A 16,997-nucleotide genomic window follows, 5' to 3' on the forward strand; every position below is an offset into this window, starting at 1 on the left:
GATGTCATGGCGGACTTTGCATTCACCGATTACTCCGGCAAGGAATTCATCATCCGGCTGACCAACGAGCAGCGCATCGAAGAGGCGCGCCGGATCCTGTCCGGCGAGGAAAAGATGTCGGTCCACGTCATGGGCCGAATCAGGAAGCAGCCAGTCGACTACAACCCGGGCTGGAGCTTCCACCTCGATCCCGACACGATCACCTTCTTCACCATGGCGATCGAGGTCTGTGACTCGGCCATCTACTACGTCGAGGATCACCTCGACGAGGCGTGCGGCGCCTTCCTGCCCGGTTGTTTCTGGTGCCCGTGGTCGTCCAGGCTCACCAGGGAAATCCGCTGATCGACGGCACCACCGCGGCAGACCCCGGCCGTGCGCGCCGGCCGGGGTTCGTCGAACTCAGAGCTTGCGCGAGCGCAGCTCGTGCCCCTTCGAGGTCTTGCACCGGCCCGACTCCAGATCCCACTGCCAGCCGTGCAGGTTGCAGGTGAGGTTGTTGCCCTCCACCACGCCGAACTTGGACAGATCGGCCTTCAGGTGCGGGCACCTGCGCTGCACCTCCCAGCCCGCGATCTCGGTCGAGGCCGAATCGTCGTGCGCCTCGGAGAACCAGCCGTCGGCGTAGGCGATGCGCTCGTCGGTGAGGCACTTGAAGAACGTGTAGAGAAACTCGTTGTAGCCGCCGATCCGCCACGCCTGGAATCGGGTGGACAGGAAGATGGTGTTCACCCAGTCCGGCTCGTTGTCGCGCAGCACCGTCTGCACCAGCTCCGGCGCGACGCGGAACCCGTAGCGGTACTTGCCCTCGCCCTCGATGGGCGCGCGCACCGTCCGCTTCGGGAAGTCGAGCACCACGGTCTCCTCGCCGAGCACCAGGCCGACGGGGTAGCCGATGCCGTCGCAGATCAGATCGCTCTGCGCCATGATCGGCTCGAACAGCTTCCGCAGCGGCTCGAGCAGCGGGCCGTCGCCCTTCGCCCACGAGGCTTTCTCGGCCTCCAGCGCCGGGGCGAACCGCTCGGCCATCCGCTCGATGTACCCCGCCTTGTCGGCGTAGATCTCGGCCGGATCGAACGGGTGCGTCAGCGACAGTTCCTTGCCGCGCACGTCGGCGACCGAGCCGGGGATCATCAGGATCCCGCCCTCGTTGCCGTGGATCTCCATCTGCTCCAGGAACACCATCTGGTCCGGGAAGATGTTGCCCTCGTCGCCGCGGTCGTCGTTGAGGTAACGCAGCTCCGAGTCGAGGAACACCGGCGGACCCGCCGAGGGCACCACCCAGGTCGCGCCGACCTGCTCGATGTAGCTGCGCGCCCGGTCCATGCCGCGCTGACGCTTCTGCTTGCCGAAGTTGGACTTGGTGCGCGCCGGGATGTCGTAGACCATCGGGTACCAGATGGCGCCCGAGTACTGGAGCAGATGGATGTCGACGTGGCCGAACGCGTCGTGCAGCACGTCCATGTCCACCGGGCGGGCGTCGTTCATGTTGAAACAGACGGTCTCACCGTCGGAGACCACCAGACCCGAGTCGCCGATCGGCCCGTCGGCGGGCGCGCGCAGGGCGATGATCATGACGTCCAGCTCGCCGCCGGGACCGGTCACGGTGTGCTTGACCGAGTCCTCGGTCTCGACGAACTTGTGGAAGCCGAGCTTCTCCAGCTCGCGGCGCAGATCCGGCACCGGGTAGTCCGGCAGCAGCACGGTCGCGTCCTTGCTGACGTGCTTCGCCAGGTGCTCCGCGTCGAAGTGGTCGCGATGCAGGTGCGAGACGTAGAGGAAATCGCAGTTGCCCAGCTCGTCCCAGTCCAGCTGGGTGTTGTCGGGGAACGGGACCCACGAGGCGAAGTACGCGGGGTTGACCCAGGGATCGCAAAGGATCGTTCCGGCTGCGGTTCGAATGTGGAATCCGGCGTGTCCGACGCTGGTGATCTGCACGAGCTGTTCCTCCTACGCGTACCTCCGCCTGCGCTCCGGCGGTGCGCTGAGCGATGGACGGACTTCGTCCGGCGGCACCATCGGGCGTACCTCCGGCTGCGCTCCGACCGTGCGCCGCGCCAGATGGGCGTTATCAGGCAACCAGGTTAGTAGCTGCGTTCACATGACGATGCTCACGGTGCCCGCTACGGCGAGACATCGCCGATGCAGTACCCCTCGTCGCTCTCGGTCAGCGTGAACGTGCGAACCTGCGTGACGCCGGAGGAGTTGGTGACCGGCACCTCCACGGTGAGGTAGCCGTCGCCGATGCGGTCGGAGCTGATCTGCTGACCTGCGAAGTCGGTCGCGCCGGTCAGCTTGCCGGGGTTGTTCGCCAGCGGCGGCGGGGTCGGGCTTCCGGTGCCCTTCGGGTCCCACTCGGCCGGGCTGGCCTTGCAGATCAGTGGGTAGTCGCCTTCCTTGTCGGCCGGGTCGAGCGGTTCGCCGACGAAGCGGGCGAGGTAGCGGCGCACGGTGTGGCGGGCGTCGGCGTCGTTGTAGCCGATCTCCGTGCCCGCCGGGAAGACCCGCGGACAGGTGTAACCGGTCGCGATCGCGTCGCGCTCCACGGTGACGGTCGCGCTGCGGCTCTTCCAGGTGACGGTGCTCGCGGTCGCCGTGCCGGGCTGGGCGATGGTGGCGAGGATGGTCTGCTTGTCCTCGTACATCTCGGCGACGTTGCCGGGAGCCATGGCCCAGCACTTGTCCTGTAGTTCCGCGATGGTGTCCGACTTCAGGTCGGCGGCCCAGTGCCGCAGCGCTACCGCGGCCTCCGGCACGCCGGGCACCGCGCCGACCTCGGGCGCGTCGGCGGGCGGCGCCGCGAGCGTGCTGGTGGCCGCGGTAGCGGGCGGCGCCGAGGGAATCGCAGCGGGCGGCGTCGTCGCTGCCTTGGCGGGCGCGGGGTCGTCGCCCGGGATGCCCGAGACCGAGTCGCAACCGGTCAGCAGGAGTGCGCCGCCGAGCGCCATGCCGATCAGTGCCCCGCGATACCCGCGCCGGAGAGCCGGGCCAGGCGGCGCCGCGGAACTCTTGCTCGATGCGGTGGGGTCGCCTGCGTTCCTGATAGTCCGGTCGCTATACGCCAGCAGTCGGGCGCGTTCCACTTCGACGATCCTCTTTCTGAGCCGATCGGGGCGGATCCCGGATCCGGTGGGCGTTTCGCCACTGCCGGATGGGAAAGTCTGCGACTACGCTAGCGGAATTGTGGAACCCGTCTACCGGACGATCATCGGGCTGGCCCGAACCGTCTTCTTCGTGCAAGGTCTGAAGTTCACCGTCAAGGGCGATGAACACATCCCCGCGACCGGTGGCGCCGTCGTCGCGGTCAATCACACCGGCTACATGGACTTCACCTACGCCGGTCTGCCGGTGCGCACGCCCAAGCGCTACGTGCGGTTCATGGCGAAGAAGGAAGTCTTCGACAACAACATCTCCGGCCCGATCATGCGGTCGCTCAAGCACATTCCGGTGGACCGTGGGGCGGGCGCCGACTCCTACAAGGCCGCGGTGGACTACCTGCGGCGCGGCGAACTGGTCGGCGTGTACCCGGAGGCCACCATCAGCCGCAGCTTCGAGATCAAGGACTTCAAGTCCGGTGCCGCGCGGATGGCCATCGAGGCAGACGTGCCGATCATCCCGATCGTCATCTGGGGCGCGCAGCGAGTGTGGACCAAGGGCTTCCCGAAGCGGTTGGGTCGCACCAACACTCCGATCTCGATTCTGGTCGGCAAGCCCATCCAGCCGTACGAGCCCGCCGCCGACCTGACCGCCGAGCTACGCGCCACCATGCAGCGGATGCTGCTCGAGGTGCAGGACGGATACACGCACGAGCCAGGCGCCTACTGGGTGCCCGCCCGCCTCGGCGGCGGCGCCCCGACGCTCGAACAGGCCGACGCCATGGACGCCGCCGAAGCGGCCGAGAAGGCGGCCCGCCGGGCCAGTCGCGCCGACTGATCCTCAACAGGTCATTGGGGTCGCTGTGCCCGATGGCTTTTGCGTGCGGTCGTCAGGCCGTCACCTGGCACGGTGTGGCGGCCGGCAGGTGGCCGCGGAAGAACTTGCCCGGCGACACGCCCATCAGGGTGCGGAAATCGGCGGTCAGGTGGGACTGGTCGTAGTAACCGTTGTCGGCCGCGATCCGCGACCACGGGCTGATTCCCGCGTGGGCGAGGACCTGACGGACCCGGTCTATGCGGGCGAAATGCTTGGGCGACAACCCGATCCCGCTGCTGAACAGGTTGCGCAACTGGCGCTCGCTGACCGCGAGGTCGGCGGCCAGCGCCGGGATCGGTCGTCCGGCCGGTTCGGCGAGGGCGACGGCGGCCTTGGCCAGCAGGTCGCGGTGTGCGCGTTGCGTGGCGTCTTCGGAAAGGCGCTGCGGTAGTTCGTCTTCCAGGAAGGCGAGGATGTCGTCGTGGGGTAGGTCGGCGAGCGCGTCCGCGAGTTCGGCCGCGGGGCCAGGCAGGTCGGCGAGCCGCACGGCCCGGTCGGTGAGTTCGCTCGCGGCGACGCCGAGCATCGGGTGGGCCGCGCCGGGAGCCAGGCGCAGCCGGACACAGCTCGCGGGCGCTTTCGCGGCCGAATACGTTGCCCTGGTGCGCGGGCCGAGTACCAGCGCCTCGCGTCGTCCGGCTTGCTCGGTGCGCAGCACGATGGTGGTCGCGGTGTGCGGGATGTGTGCGAACGGTTCGGACAGGTCCCGCACCAAGGGAATCCGGCCCAGCTCGGTGAGCCACGGGCGCAGCGATTCCGGTGCGCGCTCGGTGGACTCGAGGCGCTCGGCGGTTCGGACGGGCGTGGTCTGCACCGCATCGACTCTAGGCACTTTCGCGCCCGGCGGTTGTGCCGAAACTTCCTATAAGCGACGGCCTGAGCACGGCACCGTCGTAGCCATGATTCTGATCACCGGTGCCACGGGCACCGTCGGCAGTGAGATCGTCCGACAACTGGCCGCGCGCGAGATACCGGTTCGCGCGGTGACGCGTGACCCGGCACGGGCGCAGGCGCCCGAGGGCGTCGAGGTGGTGCGCGGCGACTACGGCGACGCCGCGTCGATGGCGGCGGCGATGACGGGCGCCGAAGCGGTGTTCCTGGTCGGCGTACTCGGACCCGATGACGTCGAGACCGACCGCGCCCTCATCGCCACGGCCCGCGCGGCGGGCGTGCGGCGCATCGTGAAGCTCTCCGCCATCGGCACCGGGGAACCGGACCTCGGCCGCGTCGGCACCTGGCATCTGCCCGGCGAGCAGGCCGCCAGGGCGAGCGGACTCGAGTGGACCGTCCTGCGCCCAAGCAGCTTCGCCTCCAACACCCTCAGCTGGGCCGACCCCATCCGCGCCGGTCAGCCCGTGCCCAACCTCACCGGGGATGGCGCACAGGGCGTCATCGACCCGCGCGATGTCGCCGCCGTCGCGGTCGAAGCCCTGCTCTCCGCTGCCCACGCGGGCCGCACTTACACCCTCACAGGGTCCGAACTGCTCACCGCCGCCGACCAGGCAGGCGCACTCGCCGCGGTGCTCGGCCACCCGATCGAGGTCGCCGACATCCCCGAGGAACTGGCACGGCAGCACATGCTGGCGGCGGGTATGTCGGCCGAGTACATCGACGGCGCGCTCGCCAGTCAGGCTTACGTGCGCGCAGGCGGCAACGCCGTGCGTACCGATGACGTGCAAGGGGTCCTCGGCCGCACGCCCCGTACTTACGCGGACTGGGCCGCGACCAATGCGGATGCGTTCCGCGTGGTGCCGGAACCAGTGGCCCCCGGCCTCGCCCGCGTCGAAAAGCAGGCCTGATCAGTCGAACGTTCGCCGATAACTGACCGACTCGCGGACCTCGAACCCAGCGCGCCGGTACAGCCGGTTGGCCGCCGCACGCTCGGGCCGGGAGGTCAGGTCCACGGTGCGGGCGCCGGCTCGGCGGGCCAGCTCCACGGCGGCCTCGGTCAGCTCGAACGCCACGCCGCGACCCCGGGCCGCCTCGTCGACCACCACGTCCTCGATCCTGGCGCGTACCCCGGTCGGAATGGCATAGGTCACCAGCGTGAGCATGCCGACCGGTGCGCCGTCCAGGTAGGCGACCAACAATCGGGTGGCCTCCGACTCGACCAGCTCGGTCAGCTCGTCGACGCTCAGCACCCTCGGCCTGCTGGAGAGCTGCCGATTCAAGGCCGAAACCGCTTCCGCCAATTGCTCCGTCGCCTTCTCGGCGACCTCGATCACCACCTCACCCATGCCGCTCAACCTATGTGAGCAGCGGCCGATTTTGAATCACCCGCACCGGCCGACTAAAGTTGCCCATCGCACGGCAACGCGCCCCCGGGACGCCACGCGGTGCATGCGGATGTAGCGCAGCTGGTAGCGCATCACCTTGCCAAGGTGAGGGTCGCGGGTTCGAATCCCGTCATCCGCTCTTCGATTCCCTTCATGTCGCTCGTGCGCGACACCTTTCACCAATCCCTCACGCGACTCGTCGATCGGCCATGATCCGTGCCCCCGATCGGAAACGCCCACTGCCGCTCTCGGCCCAGCAAACGCCGCGCCAGGCACTACGCGAAGCCGCGGGCCTGGTGCAGGGTGAGCGGCGGGAGGTAGTCGTCGACGAGTTCGCGGCGCCAGCAGGTGCGGTCGCGGCGGAGTTCGTGCGGGGAGGTGTAGTGGTACTCGTAGAGGCGGGCGCGGATGTAGCGGGGCGGGGCGTCGGGGAACGGGCAGTGGCGCAGCAGGCGCAGGGTGGCGGGGTCGTTCTGGAGCAGCCGGACGACGAAGGGGAGCAGCCAGGACGCCGCGTAGCGGGGTGAGATGGCGGCGAACCACATCAACCAGTCCAGTCGCAGGTGGTAGGGCGCGAACTGGCGCGGCCAGCGGTGCGGGTCACCCGGTTTGCCCTTGAATTCGTATTCCCGCCACACGGTTTCGTCGGAGATCCGGGCGTCGGCGGTGCCTTCGATGACCACCTCGTTGCGCACCCGGTCGATGCTTCCGAAGGCGCCGTAGGTGTTGACGAGGTGGTACGGGTTGAACGAGGTGTTCATTCGCTGGTTTCTGGAGCACATGTTGCGCACCGGCCAATAACTGAGGCCGACGGTGGCCACGGTCAGGATGAGCACCGCGCCGGCGAACCACAGGGGCGGCTCGGGCAGCGTCCCCGCCTCGGGGATGGGCAGCGGGCCGAAGACCCAAGCCTCCAGCGCGGTGAACGCGAGCAGGATCGTCAGCCAGTTCAGCCAGGCGAAGTTGCCGGAGAGCACCAGCCACAGCTGGGTGACGATGATCAGAATCGCGGCGATGCTCGCCACCGGTTGCGGCGCGAACAACCCGAACGGCACCACGAGCTGGGCGACATGATTGGCCGCAACCTCCATCCGGTGCAGCGGCCGAGGCAGATGGTGGAAGAACCAGCTGAGCGGGCCCGGCATCGGCTGGGTCTCGTGGTGGTAGTACAGGCAGGTCAGATCGCGCCAGCACGGGTCGCCGCGCATCTTGATCAGCCCGGCGCCGAACTCCACCCGGAACACCAGCCACCGGGCGAGCAGCAGCACGAGCAGCGGCGGCGCCACGGTGTCGTTGCCGAGGAAGATCGCGAGAAAACCGGTCTCCAGCAGCAGCGATTCCCAGCCGAACGAGTACCACACCTGGCCGATGTTGACGATCGAGAGGTACAGCCCCCACAGCACCGCCCACAGCGCCATGGCCGCCCACAGCGGCACCAGATCCCCGATTCCCGCGACCAGCGCCGCCGCCAGCGCCACCCCCGCCCACGCGACGCCCGCGAAGAACCGGTCCGAATAGTGCAGGTGGAACAAGCTAGGTGACCGCCGCGGCGAAACCCGCCGCAGGAACCGCGGCGCGGGCAGCATGCCGTGCTCACCGATCAGCGCGCGGAATTGCAGCGCCGCCCCGAGAAAGGCGAGCAGGTACACAACGGCCAGGCCACGCTGGAACACCAGCCTGGCCTGCCAGTATTCGGGCGCCGTGAACCACTCCATGCCCGCAGCTCCTCGGACCGTGGAAGCCCATGGTGCTTGCTGGTTACCCGACCGACCAGTGCGAAAACGCCCCGCAGCCCGCCGCCACTCCCTCCCGACCTCTACACCCTCCGCGACGCGTCACAAGGCAATGCGAACCCCGCCCCGATCTCACAGCCCGCGTGCACGCCTCACATGGGCACCGCCTGTGTGAGGCGACCACTTGCTGTGTGGCACCGGTCGGTCAGCCGGGTGCTCGCCGCTCGAGCACGCCCGCCGCACAGAGCGTGTATACGCCTCACACAACCGCCGACTGTGTGAGGCGTGCACGCGGTATGTGGGACCGTCCCGCCGAGGCGCGCGGTTGGGTCCCGTCTCGGTCGGGGGTGGGCGATCGAGACGGGACCGGTTTCAGGCGACGGTGAGGACCGTGCCCGCGCCTACCGTCCGCCCGCCTTCGCGGATGGCGAAGCCGAGGTTCGGCTCCAGCGGGACCGGGCGGCCCAGGTCGACGGTCAGCTCGACCGTCTCGCCGGGGAGGGCGAGCGCCGTGCCCGCGGGCAGGGTGACGTCGCCGACCACGTCGCCGGTGCGCACGTAGAACTGCGGCCGGTAGCCGCTGGTGATCGGGGTGCGCCTGCCGCCCTCGGCGGCCCCCAGCAGGTACACGCGGGCGGTGAAGCGGGTGCGCACCGCGATGCTGCCCGGCGCGGCGACCACTTGGCCGCGGCGAACCTGACCGCGCTGCACGCCGCGCAGCAGCAGCGCGACATTGTCGCCCGCCTCGGCGAATTCCATGGTCTTGCCGAAGGTTTCGACGCCGGTGACCACGGTCGTGAGTTCGTCCGCGCCGAGACCGAGCAACTCGACCCGGTCGCCGAGCCGGACCCGGCCGCGTTCGATCGCCCCGGTGACGACCGTTCCGCGCCCGGTGATGGTGAGGACGTTCTCCACCGGAAGCAGGAACGGCGCATCGGTGTAGCGCACCGGTATCGGCACGTGCACGTCCACCGCGTCGAGCAGTTCGAGCAGCGCCGCCGTCCAGCGCTCGTCGCCCGCCAGCGCGCGCAGCCCGGAGACCCGCACGATCGGCGTGGTGTCGCCCGAATAGCCCTGGGCGGTGAGCAGTTCGCGGATCTCCAGTTCGATCAGTTCGAGCAGCTCCGGGTCGCCCGCGTCGGCCTTGTTGAGCGCCACCACGATGTGCTCGACGCCGACCTGCCTGGCGAGCAGCACGTGCTCGGCCGTCTGCGGCATCACGCCGTCCTGCGCGGAGACCACCAGGATCGCGCCGTCCAGCTGGGACGCGCCGGTGATCATGTTCTTCACGAAGTCGGCGTGGCCCGGCATGTCGACGTGCGCGTAATGCCGTGTGGCCGTCTCGTATTCGACGTGCGCGATGTTGATCGTGATGCCGCGCATGGCCTCTTCGGGAGCGCGGTCGATCCGGTCGAACGGCACGAACGCGCCGCCGCCCCGCTCGGCGAGCACCTTGGTGATCGCGGCGGTCAGCGTGGTCTTGCCGTGGTCGACGTGCCCCATCGTGCCGATGTTCAGGTGCGGCTTGGTGCGGGCGTAGGTGTGCTTCGACATGTGTGTTCCTCGGTTACCGGGCGAGCGCCCGAATGTCATGGGGGACCTCTCCGACGGGGGCACCTTCCCCGTCGGAGGTCCCGGGACATCCCGGGGAAGGTCAGCGTCGGGCGCCGTCGAGCAGCGCGGCCACTGCCGCCGCTGCCAGGGCAGCCGCCATCGCGCCCGCGACAGCGGACTCCAGGGCGATGGCGAGCCGGAACATGAGAAGCACGGTACGGCCGCGACGGGTGATACCGCGAGCGATTTTCGCGGCGATGAGTTTCCCGAGCCTGTCCCGTCTGCATGTGTGAGATGCTCCGGAAGCTCCGGGCACACCCACACAAGCGAGGTCACAATGGGCAAGGTCGTCGTCTCCGAATTCGTTTCCGCCGACGGGATCATCGAGAATCCCTCCTGGACGTTCCCGTTCTGGAACGACAGCATCGCGAACTTCAAGAGCCGCGAGGTGTTCGACGCCGACGCGCTGCTGCTCGGCCGCACGACCTACGAGGGCTTCGCCGCGTCCTGGCCCGAGCACCCGGAGGAGGGCGACTACAAGGTCCGGATGAACAGCATGCCCAAGCACGTCGCCACCACCTCGCTCACCGAGCTGGAATGGAATGCCGACCGCATCGAGGGCGATGTCGCCGAGGGCGTGGCCAAGCTGCGCGCCGAGCAGAATCTGCTGGTCTTCGGCAGCGGCAGCCTGATCAACACGCTGCGTGCCAACCAGCTCGTCGACGAATACCGGCTGGTGATCTACCCGGTGCTGCTCGGCAAGGGCCAGCGGCTGTTCGACGCCGTCGACGCCGAGGACACCATGGAGCTGGCCGCCTCGGAAGTCCTGGACAACGGCGTGATCCTGGCGACCTACAAGGTCACCGCCCACAGCGTGGTTCGCCCTTCCTTCGACTGATCCGGCACACACGAAATGGGCGGGACGGCCGTGTGGGGTGCCGTCCCGCCCGATCGATTTCGCCTGGCTGCCGTTCGGGTTTCGCGCAACCGCCGATCGAGTTTTCGCGCTACCGTGCGGTGGAGCGGAAGCCGCGCAGTCGCAGGCTGTTGCTGACGACGAACACCGAGGAGAACGCCATCGCCGCACCGGCGAGCATCGGGTTCAGCAGGCCCGCCATGGCCAGCGGGATCGCGGCCACGTTGTAGGCGAAGGCCCAGAACAGATTGCCCTTGATGGTGCCGAGTGTCTTGCGGGACAACCGGATCGCGTCCGCGGCGGCGCGCAGGTCGCCGCGCACCAGGGTCAGATCGCTGGCCTCGATGGCGACGTCGGTGCCGGTGCCCATGGCCAGACCGAGATCGGCCTTGGCCAGCGCCGCGGCGTCGTTGACGCCGTCGCCGACCATCGCGACCACCTTGCCCTCGGCCTGCAACCGCTCGACGGTCGCGACCTTGTCCTGCGGCAGCACCTCGGCGATCACCTCGTCGATGCCGACCTGATCGGCGATGGCCCTGGCCGCCGCCTTGTTGTCGCCGGTCAGCATGATCGGGGTCATGCCGAGCGCCTTCAGCTGCGAGATCGCCTCGGCCGAGGTCGATTTCACCGCGTCGGCCACCACCAGCACGCCGCGCGCCTTGCCGTCCCAGCCGACCGCGACCGCGGTCTTGCCCTCGGACTCGGCCGCGTGCATGGCCCGCTCCAGCTCGGCGTCCAGGCGCTGCGACCAGTCGGCCAGCAGCCGGGCCCGGCCGACGATCACCGCGTGCCCGTCGACCACACCCTGCACACCGAGGCCCTCGATATTGGCGAACTCCTCGACCGGCGCGAGCTCGCCGACCTTCTCGCGGGCGCCCTTGGCGATCGCCTGCGCGATCGGGTGCTCCGACGAATCCTCCAGCGCCCCGGCCAGAGCCAGGACCTCGCCCACGTCCTCGCCGTCGGCGGCGATCACGTCGAGCAGGGTCATCTTGCCGGTGGTGACGGTGCCGGTCTTGTCCAGCACCACGGTGTCCACCCGGCGGGTCGACTCCAGCACTTCGGGGCCCTTGATCAGGATGCCGAGCTGCGCGCCGCGTCCGGTGCCGACCATCAGCGCGGTCGGGGTGGCCAGGCCGAGGGCGCACGGGCAGGCGATGATCAGCACCGCGACCGCCGCGGTGAACGCCGCCGCCACGGAACCGCCGGTACCGAGCCAGAATCCGAGCGTCGCGACCGCGAGCGCGATCACCACCGGCACGAAGATCCCGGAGATCTTGTCGGCCAGCCGCTGCGCCTGCGCCTTGCCGGTCTGCGCGTCCTCGACGAGAGCGGCCATCTGCGCGAGCTGCGTATCGGCCCCGATCCTGGTGGCGCGCACCACGAGCCGGCCGCCGACGTTGACCGTCGCGCCGACCACGGCGTCGTCCTTGCCCACCTCGACCGGCACCGATTCGCCGGTCAGCATCGAGGCGTCGACCGCGGAGGAACCTTCCGCGATCACGCCGTCGGTAGCGATCTTCTCGCCGGGACGGACCACGAATTCGTCTCCGACACCGAGCTGTTCGATCGGAATCCGCTGCTCGACACCGTCACGAAGTACCGATACTTCCTTCGCGCCGAGCTCCAGTAGGGCGCGCAGCGCCGCACCCGCCCGCCGCTTGGACCTGGCCTCGAAGAAGCGCCCGGCCAGGATGAACGTGGTGACGCCCGCCGCGGCCTCCAGGTAGATGTTGCCGGTGCCGTCCATTCGGGAAATCGTGAACTCGAACGGGTGGGTCATGCCCGGCGTGCCCGCGGTGCCCCAGAACAGCGCGTACAGCGACCAGCCGAGCGCGGCGAGGGTGCCCATCGACACCAGGGTGTCCATGGTGGCGGTGCCGTGCCGCAGGTTGGTCCACGCCGCGCGGTGGAACGGCAGCGCGCCCCAGACCACGACCGGGGCGGCCAGCGTCAGCGAGAGCCACTGCCAGTTGGTGAACTGCAAGGCGGGGATCATCGCCATGGCGATCACCGGAACGGTCAGCACCAGCGAGACGAGCAGCCGGGTCCGCAGGGCCGCGGTCGGATCCGCCTCGGCGGCAGCGTCTTCGGTGGTGTCCGCGGCCGGAGTCTGCGGCGCGGGCAGCGCGGCGGTGTAGCCGGCCTGCTCGACGGTGGCGATCAGATCCTCCGGGGAGACGTCACCGGTGAAGTCCACTCGCGCCTTTTCGGTCGCGTAGTTGACGGTGGCGATGACGCCGTCCAGCTTGTTGAGCTTCTTCTCGATGCGGTTGGCGCACGACGCGCAGGTCATGCCGCCGATCACCAATTCGACCTGGCCGGTGGCCGGTGATTGTGTCGCGGTCGTCATCGGAATTCCTTTCTCTGCGGCACGGGGGTGATCAGTGGCCGTGGCCCGGCTCGGTGTTTCCGCCGTGCCCGGTCGGCTCGGCGGGCCGCGCGTTGCCCGACGGTACCGAGACCGTGAACTCGGCGGTGCGCACCACCCCTTCGTGCTGGAAATCGAGGAACAGGCGGTAGTCGCCCGCGCTCGGAGCAGTCACGGAGAAGGTGATGCCGGGACCCGCGGGCGTGATGCCGTCACCGGGGTGGCCCTCCGGGTGAACGTGCAGGTAGGCGAGGTCGGCGGCGCGCAGCGCGACCAGGTGGCCGTAGGCGCCGAGGTAGGGCTGGAGATTTGTGACGGGCTTGCCGTCTTTGCTCACCGACAGCGTCACCTGCGAGGACCGGCCCTGCGTGATCGCGCCGTCCAGGGTGACGGTGTAGCCGTTCACCGCGGCGGTGCTCGCGGCGACCGGCAGCGGCCGCGGGTCGTAGGCGCCCGCGACGCGCAGGTCGGCGCCGAGCGTCAGGTTCTCGCCGCCGTCGGGGGTGAAGTCGGCGAACACGCGGTAGTCGCCCGCGCGGGTGAGGTCGAGCGGGACGCTCCAGGTTCCGTTGCCGTCCAGCACCGGGTGTACGTGCTGGAAGGCGGTCATGTCACGGCGCACCACGATCAGATGCAGGTCCTTGTCGTGGCTGCGGACGTAGCGGGTGACCGGTGCGCCTTGCCGATCCAGGATGCGGAACCGCAGCGGTGTGTTGGGGGCCGCGGTGGTCTGCGGGGTGTCCAGGCTCAGGGTGTAGCCGCCGGAGGTGACCAGCAGTCCGCCGGGCAGTTCCGCCGCGCCGGACCCGCCGTCGGTGGCGGGCCCGGTCGCGTGGGTGTCGTGCGCGGGGGTGTCGGTGGGCTCCGGGCCGAGTGCCGCTCCGGTCGCGAGCGCGATCCCGAAGACCGCCGCGAGTCCGAGGGCGAAGCCGGCGAACTTGGTTGTCGCGTTCATCGTGGCTCCGTTTCCGGGTTGTCGTTGTGCTCGGGCTTTACCATACCCCCCTAGGGTATTTTGTCAAACCCGTTCCGGTACGGATTCCGTCGCCTGCGCCCGCATGGTCACCGCGGCGATGCCCGCTCCGGCGAGCGCGATCACCGCCGCGCCCAGGAAGGCCGCCGAGAAACCACTGGTCAGCTCAGGGATATCGGTGACCTGGTCGGCGCCGAACGCCGCGGCGACGGCCGTCATCGCGGCCAGGCCGACGGCCGAGCCGACCTGGTAGCTGACGTTGACGATGCCCGAGGCGAGGCCGCCCTCCTCCGGGCGAGCCGCCGCGATGGCAGTACCCAACGAGGGTATGAAGGCCAGCGACATGCCGCCCGCGGCCACCAGCGAGGCGGGCAGCACGTCGACCCAGAAATTCCCGGTGGGCCGCACCAGCGACATGATGGCCAAGCCGAGCGCGAGCACGAGCAGGCCGGTGACGATCATCGGCTTGGCGCCGAAGCGCTGCATGGCGCGCGGAGCGAGCGCGATCATGCCGAGCATGATCAGCGTGGTCATCGGGAGCAGCGCCGCGCCGGACGGGAACGCGCTGTAGCCGAGCACCTGCTGTAGGTACAGGTTCAAGAAGAACCACATAGGCACCCACGCCGCGCCGAGCAGCAGCTGAGCGATATTGGCGGCGGCCAGATTCGGCGCGCGGAAGATGGCGAGACGCATCAGCGGCTCGCGGCGACGGGACTGGATGACGACGAAACCGGCGAGGAGTACGGCCGCGATCGCGAGCACGCCCCAGGTCTCGCCGGACGCCCATCCCGCGTCGGGCGCCCGGACGATGCCGTAGACGGCGGCGGCGAGACCGGCGGTCACCGTGGCGGCGCCGAGCAGATCGACCGAACCCGACCGGGCTGGGGCGCTCGGCATCAGCGCGGGCACGGCGACGAGCGCGAGCAGCGCGATCGGGATGTTGATGTAGAAAACCCAAGGCCAGCTGACATATTCGGTGATGACGCCGCCGAGGAAGACGCCCGCCGTGCCGCCCGCGGGCGCCGCGGCGCCGTAGACGGCCAGCGCCTTGGTCAGCTCCTGCGGCGAGGAACCGAAGAGCATCATCAGCAGCGTCAGCGCCGAGGGGGCGATGAGGGCTGCGCCGCCGCCCTGGATGGCCCGCCCGATCAGCTCGGTGGCGGCATTGCCCGCCGCGCCGGCGATCACCGAGCCGACGAGCAGCGTCAGCCAGCCCGCCGCGAACACCCGGCGCGCGCCGAGCAGATCCGACAGCCGCCCGCCGAGCAGCAGCAGGCCGCCGAACGCGACCACGTACGCGTTGAACACCCAGGTCAGATTCTCTTGGGAGAAACCGAGTTCGGCCTGCATCTTCGGCAGCGCGATGCCGATGATAGAGGTGTCCATGATGACCATGAATTGCGCGGCGGCGATCACCGCCAGCGCCCACCACCTGCGGGTGGTGGGCGCGGTCTGGGTAGTCATGGCATTTCCATCCTTTCCGGAGCGAGACTGTCGCTGCGGCGGTACCATACCCCCCTAAGGTATGAAGTGTCGAGACGGAAGTGTCGCGAAATCCCGGATGGCGGAGGAGGTCCAGCGGCGGGATCGGTTCAGGATTCGAGGCGGTAGGCGACCCGGGCCACGGCCGGGGCGGACACCACCTGGATCTCGGCGTCGGGTGACGTGCGAATGTGCAGGAAGCCGCCCTCGATGCGGATCTGCACGTCCTCGATCTGCCGCACCGGTTGGCCGGTTCGGTCCAGAAGTGCGTAGCCCTCGACGAGTTCGACGCTGGTCGCGGTGCGCCAAGTGGTGGTCATGGTGGTTCCTTCCGGTGCGGTGGGGGTGGCGGCGGGGAAGTCCAGCTCCGGCTTCGCCACGTGGTTGAAGTAGTTGGACAGCACATTCAGCGCGATGTGGCCGACGGCCTCGGCCAGCTCGGCGTCGGTCACGCCGTGCGTGCGGACCTCGGCGAGCAGTGCGTCGTCGACACGTCCGCGCGAACGCAGCACGGCGCGCGCGAAACGCAGCACCGCGTCGGCGTGCGGGTCGGTCGCCGTTGCCGCGCGGGTTGCCTCGATCTCGTTCTCGCTGAAGCCCATTCGCCCGGCCCGCATGGTGTGCGCGGCGACGCAGTAGTCGCAGCCGTTCTCGGCCGCGATCAGCAGCGCCAGCTGTTCGCGGGTGCGGGCGTCCAGCTTGCCGCCGGTCAGCGCGTCGCGCAGGGACAGGTAGCCGCGCAGCGTAGCGGGGCTGTTTGCCAGGGCGGCATAGAGATTCGGCACCCGGCCGAGCTGGCGTCGCACCTCGCCGAGCAGTTCGGCCTGCTCGGCATCCGCGCTGTCGGGGGTGAGGGTCGGGAGTCGGGACATCGGATCTCCAGTGCTCGAACCGTAACGGAACCAATCGGTACTGAATGCTGACGGTACTGACTGGTTCCGTTTTCGTCAAGTAGATCGGTACCGATCAGTTCCGTTCTGCTACGGTGGACGTATGGCAACCCAGGCCAGGCAGCGTCTGCTCACCACCGCCGAAGAACTCTTCTATGCCGAGGGCGTCCGCGCCGTCGGCGTCGACCGCCTGCTCCAGGAATCCGGCGTCGGCCGTGCCTCCTTCTACCGCCACTTCGCGAGCAAGGACGACCTGGTCGTCGCCGTGCTCGAAGACCGCGACCGCCGCTGGCTGGACTGGCTGCGCGAGTCCGTCGAAGCACGCGCCGCCACGCCCGAAGACGCCCCACTCGCCGTCTTCGACGCCCTCGCGGAACGCTTCGCCCGCAAAGACTTCCGCGGCTGCGCGTTCATCAACACGATGATCGAGGTGGCCGACCGCGACTCCGCCGCGCACCGAGTGGCGGATCGGCACAAGCGCCGGGTCATCGAGTACCTCGGCGAATTGCTCACGGCGGCAGGGCGGGCCGATGCCGAGGAACTGGCCGGCGAGTTCGCGCTGCTGGTGGATGGTGCGATCGTCACCGCGGTCCGGGAGGGGACGTCGGATGCGGCTCGCCGTGCGGGGGTGATCGCGGGTCGGTTGTTGAACTGAGCTGTGGCCCTTTTCGCGAGGGCGCGCAACCAGTTCGGCACCGCAAACCAGTCGGCGCGGCTGCTGCCACATTTCGCCGGTGCCGCCGTCATCGAGGACGCGATACGGAAGGCGGGCGAGCGCGGGCACCTGCACCGCTACGCCTTCGGCGGCGCGATCTTCTACCGCGTCGGCGACG

At 69.3% G+C, this 16,997-nt stretch carries 15 protein-coding genes and 1 tRNA gene; 6 read left to right on the forward strand and 10 right to left on the reverse strand.

What is annotated here, in order from left to right; all coding sequences use genetic code 11:
* Positions 1-6: 6 nt before the first annotated feature.
* Positions 7-342, forward strand: coding sequence for a calmodulin (locus ACRWNM_RS11225; RefSeq protein ID WP_431966321.1), 336 nt, complete (start codon positions 7-9; stop codon positions 340-342).
* A gap of 57 nt (positions 343-399) precedes the next feature.
* Here the strand turns inward: ACRWNM_RS11225 and ACRWNM_RS11230 are convergent, their stop codons facing one another.
* Positions 400-1,935, reverse strand: coding sequence for a Rieske 2Fe-2S domain-containing protein (locus tag ACRWNM_RS11230; protein WP_431966323.1), 1,536 nt, complete (start codon positions 1,933-1,935; stop codon positions 400-402).
* A gap of 185 nt (positions 1,936-2,120) precedes the next feature.
* Positions 2,121-3,080, reverse strand: coding sequence for a hypothetical protein (locus ACRWNM_RS11235; RefSeq protein WP_431966325.1), 960 nt, complete (start codon positions 3,078-3,080; stop codon positions 2,121-2,123).
* 100 nt (positions 3,081-3,180) lie between these two features.
* Between ACRWNM_RS11235 and ACRWNM_RS11240 the strand changes: the two genes are divergently transcribed.
* Positions 3,181-3,930, forward strand: a complete 750-nt coding sequence (locus ACRWNM_RS11240) for a lysophospholipid acyltransferase family protein (protein ID WP_431966327.1) — start codon at positions 3,181-3,183, stop codon at positions 3,928-3,930.
* A 52-nt stretch (positions 3,931-3,982) separates the two neighbouring features.
* Here the strand turns inward: ACRWNM_RS11240 and ACRWNM_RS11245 are convergent, their stop codons facing one another.
* Positions 3,983-4,783, reverse strand: a complete 801-nt coding sequence (locus ACRWNM_RS11245; RefSeq protein ID WP_431966329.1) for a helix-turn-helix domain-containing protein — start codon at positions 4,781-4,783, stop codon at positions 3,983-3,985.
* A gap of 85 nt (positions 4,784-4,868) precedes the next feature.
* Here ACRWNM_RS11245 and ACRWNM_RS11250 point away from each other — a divergent pair, with 85 nt between their 5' ends.
* Positions 4,869-5,768, forward strand: coding sequence for an NAD(P)H-binding protein (locus ACRWNM_RS11250; protein ID WP_431966331.1), 900 nt, complete (start codon positions 4,869-4,871; stop codon positions 5,766-5,768).
* Here the strand turns inward: ACRWNM_RS11250 and ACRWNM_RS11255 are convergent, their stop codons facing one another.
* Positions 5,769-6,236, reverse strand: coding sequence for a GNAT family N-acetyltransferase (locus ACRWNM_RS11255; RefSeq protein WP_431966775.1), 468 nt, complete (start codon positions 6,234-6,236; stop codon positions 5,769-5,771).
* A gap of 75 nt (positions 6,237-6,311) precedes the next feature.
* Here ACRWNM_RS11255 and ACRWNM_RS11260 point away from each other — a divergent pair.
* Positions 6,312-6,384 (forward strand) — tRNA-Gly (locus ACRWNM_RS11260).
* A gap of 136 nt (positions 6,385-6,520) precedes the next feature.
* On the opposite strand, the gene ACRWNM_RS11265 is transcribed toward ACRWNM_RS11260, so the two are convergent.
* Positions 6,521-7,960, reverse strand: coding sequence for a lipase maturation factor family protein (locus tag ACRWNM_RS11265; RefSeq protein WP_431966333.1), 1,440 nt, complete (start codon positions 7,958-7,960; stop codon positions 6,521-6,523).
* Positions 7,961-8,350: 390 nt separating this feature from the next.
* On the reverse strand, positions 8,351-9,532 hold the full coding sequence (tuf, locus tag ACRWNM_RS11270) for an elongation factor Tu (protein WP_431966335.1): 1,182 nt from the start codon (positions 9,530-9,532) through the stop codon (positions 8,351-8,353).
* Between the two features lie 337 nt (positions 9,533-9,869).
* Between tuf and ACRWNM_RS11275 the strand changes: the two genes are divergently transcribed.
* The gene (locus ACRWNM_RS11275) at positions 9,870-10,430 is read left to right on the forward strand and encodes a dihydrofolate reductase family protein (protein WP_431966337.1); all 561 of its coding nucleotides are present in this window, start codon (positions 9,870-9,872) and stop codon (positions 10,428-10,430) included.
* Positions 10,431-10,539: 109 nt separating this feature from the next.
* On the opposite strand, the gene ACRWNM_RS11280 is transcribed toward ACRWNM_RS11275, so the two are convergent.
* From ACRWNM_RS11280 to ACRWNM_RS11295, 4 genes are all read right to left on the reverse strand, one after another.
* Positions 10,540-12,801: a heavy metal translocating P-type ATPase gene (locus ACRWNM_RS11280; RefSeq protein WP_431966339.1), complete on the reverse strand. Its 2,262-nt coding sequence runs from the start codon at positions 12,799-12,801 to the stop codon at positions 10,540-10,542.
* Positions 12,802-12,832: 31 nt separating this feature from the next.
* Positions 12,833-13,774: a hypothetical protein gene (locus ACRWNM_RS11285; protein ID WP_431966341.1), complete on the reverse strand. Its 942-nt coding sequence runs from the start codon at positions 13,772-13,774 to the stop codon at positions 12,833-12,835.
* Between the two features lie 63 nt (positions 13,775-13,837).
* Positions 13,838-15,256, reverse strand: a complete 1,419-nt coding sequence (locus ACRWNM_RS11290; RefSeq protein WP_431966343.1) for an MFS transporter — start codon at positions 15,254-15,256, stop codon at positions 13,838-13,840.
* A gap of 128 nt (positions 15,257-15,384) precedes the next feature.
* The gene (locus ACRWNM_RS11295) at positions 15,385-16,146 is read right to left on the reverse strand and encodes a carboxymuconolactone decarboxylase family protein (protein WP_431966345.1); all 762 of its coding nucleotides are present in this window, start codon (positions 16,144-16,146) and stop codon (positions 15,385-15,387) included.
* A gap of 121 nt (positions 16,147-16,267) precedes the next feature.
* On the opposite strand from ACRWNM_RS11295, the gene ACRWNM_RS11300 reads away from it, so the two are divergent.
* Positions 16,268-16,819, forward strand: a complete 552-nt coding sequence (locus ACRWNM_RS11300) for a TetR/AcrR family transcriptional regulator (RefSeq protein ID WP_431966347.1) — start codon at positions 16,268-16,270, stop codon at positions 16,817-16,819.
* The last annotated feature ends 178 nt before the right edge of the window (positions 16,820-16,997 follow it).

Source organism: Nocardia sp. bgisy134 (genome assembly GCF_965341865.1).
Classification (GTDB): domain Bacteria; phylum Actinomycetota; class Actinomycetes; order Mycobacteriales; family Mycobacteriaceae; genus Nocardia.

Excerpts from the sequence above, each read along its gene's own strand:
- ACRWNM_RS11250 (WP_431966331.1), top strand. The coding sequence starts at position 4,869 with ATGATTCTGATCACCGGTGCCACGGGCACCGTCGGCAGTGAGATCGTC.
- ACRWNM_RS11290 (WP_431966343.1), bottom strand. The coding sequence starts at position 15,256 with ATGACTACCCAGACCGCGCCCACCACCCGCAGGTGGTGGGCGCTGGCG.
- ACRWNM_RS11275 (WP_431966337.1), top strand. The coding sequence starts at position 9,870 with ATGGGCAAGGTCGTCGTCTCCGAATTCGTTTCCGCCGACGGGATCATC.
- ACRWNM_RS11265 (WP_431966333.1), bottom strand. The coding sequence starts at position 7,960 with ATGGAGTGGTTCACGGCGCCCGAATACTGGCAGGCCAGGCTGGTGTTC.
- ACRWNM_RS11225 (WP_431966321.1), top strand. The coding sequence starts at position 7 with ATGGCGGACTTTGCATTCACCGATTACTCCGGCAAGGAATTCATCATC.
- ACRWNM_RS11300 (WP_431966347.1), top strand. The coding sequence starts at position 16,268 with ATGGCAACCCAGGCCAGGCAGCGTCTGCTCACCACCGCCGAAGAACTC.
- ACRWNM_RS11280 (WP_431966339.1), bottom strand. The coding sequence starts at position 12,801 with ATGACGACCGCGACACAATCACCGGCCACCGGCCAGGTCGAATTGGTG.
- ACRWNM_RS11295 (WP_431966345.1), bottom strand. The coding sequence starts at position 16,146 with ATGTCCCGACTCCCGACCCTCACCCCCGACAGCGCGGATGCCGAGCAG.
- ACRWNM_RS11285 (WP_431966341.1), bottom strand. The coding sequence starts at position 13,774 with ATGAACGCGACAACCAAGTTCGCCGGCTTCGCCCTCGGACTCGCGGCG.
- tuf (WP_431966335.1), bottom strand. The coding sequence starts at position 9,532 with ATGTCGAAGCACACCTACGCCCGCACCAAGCCGCACCTGAACATCGGC.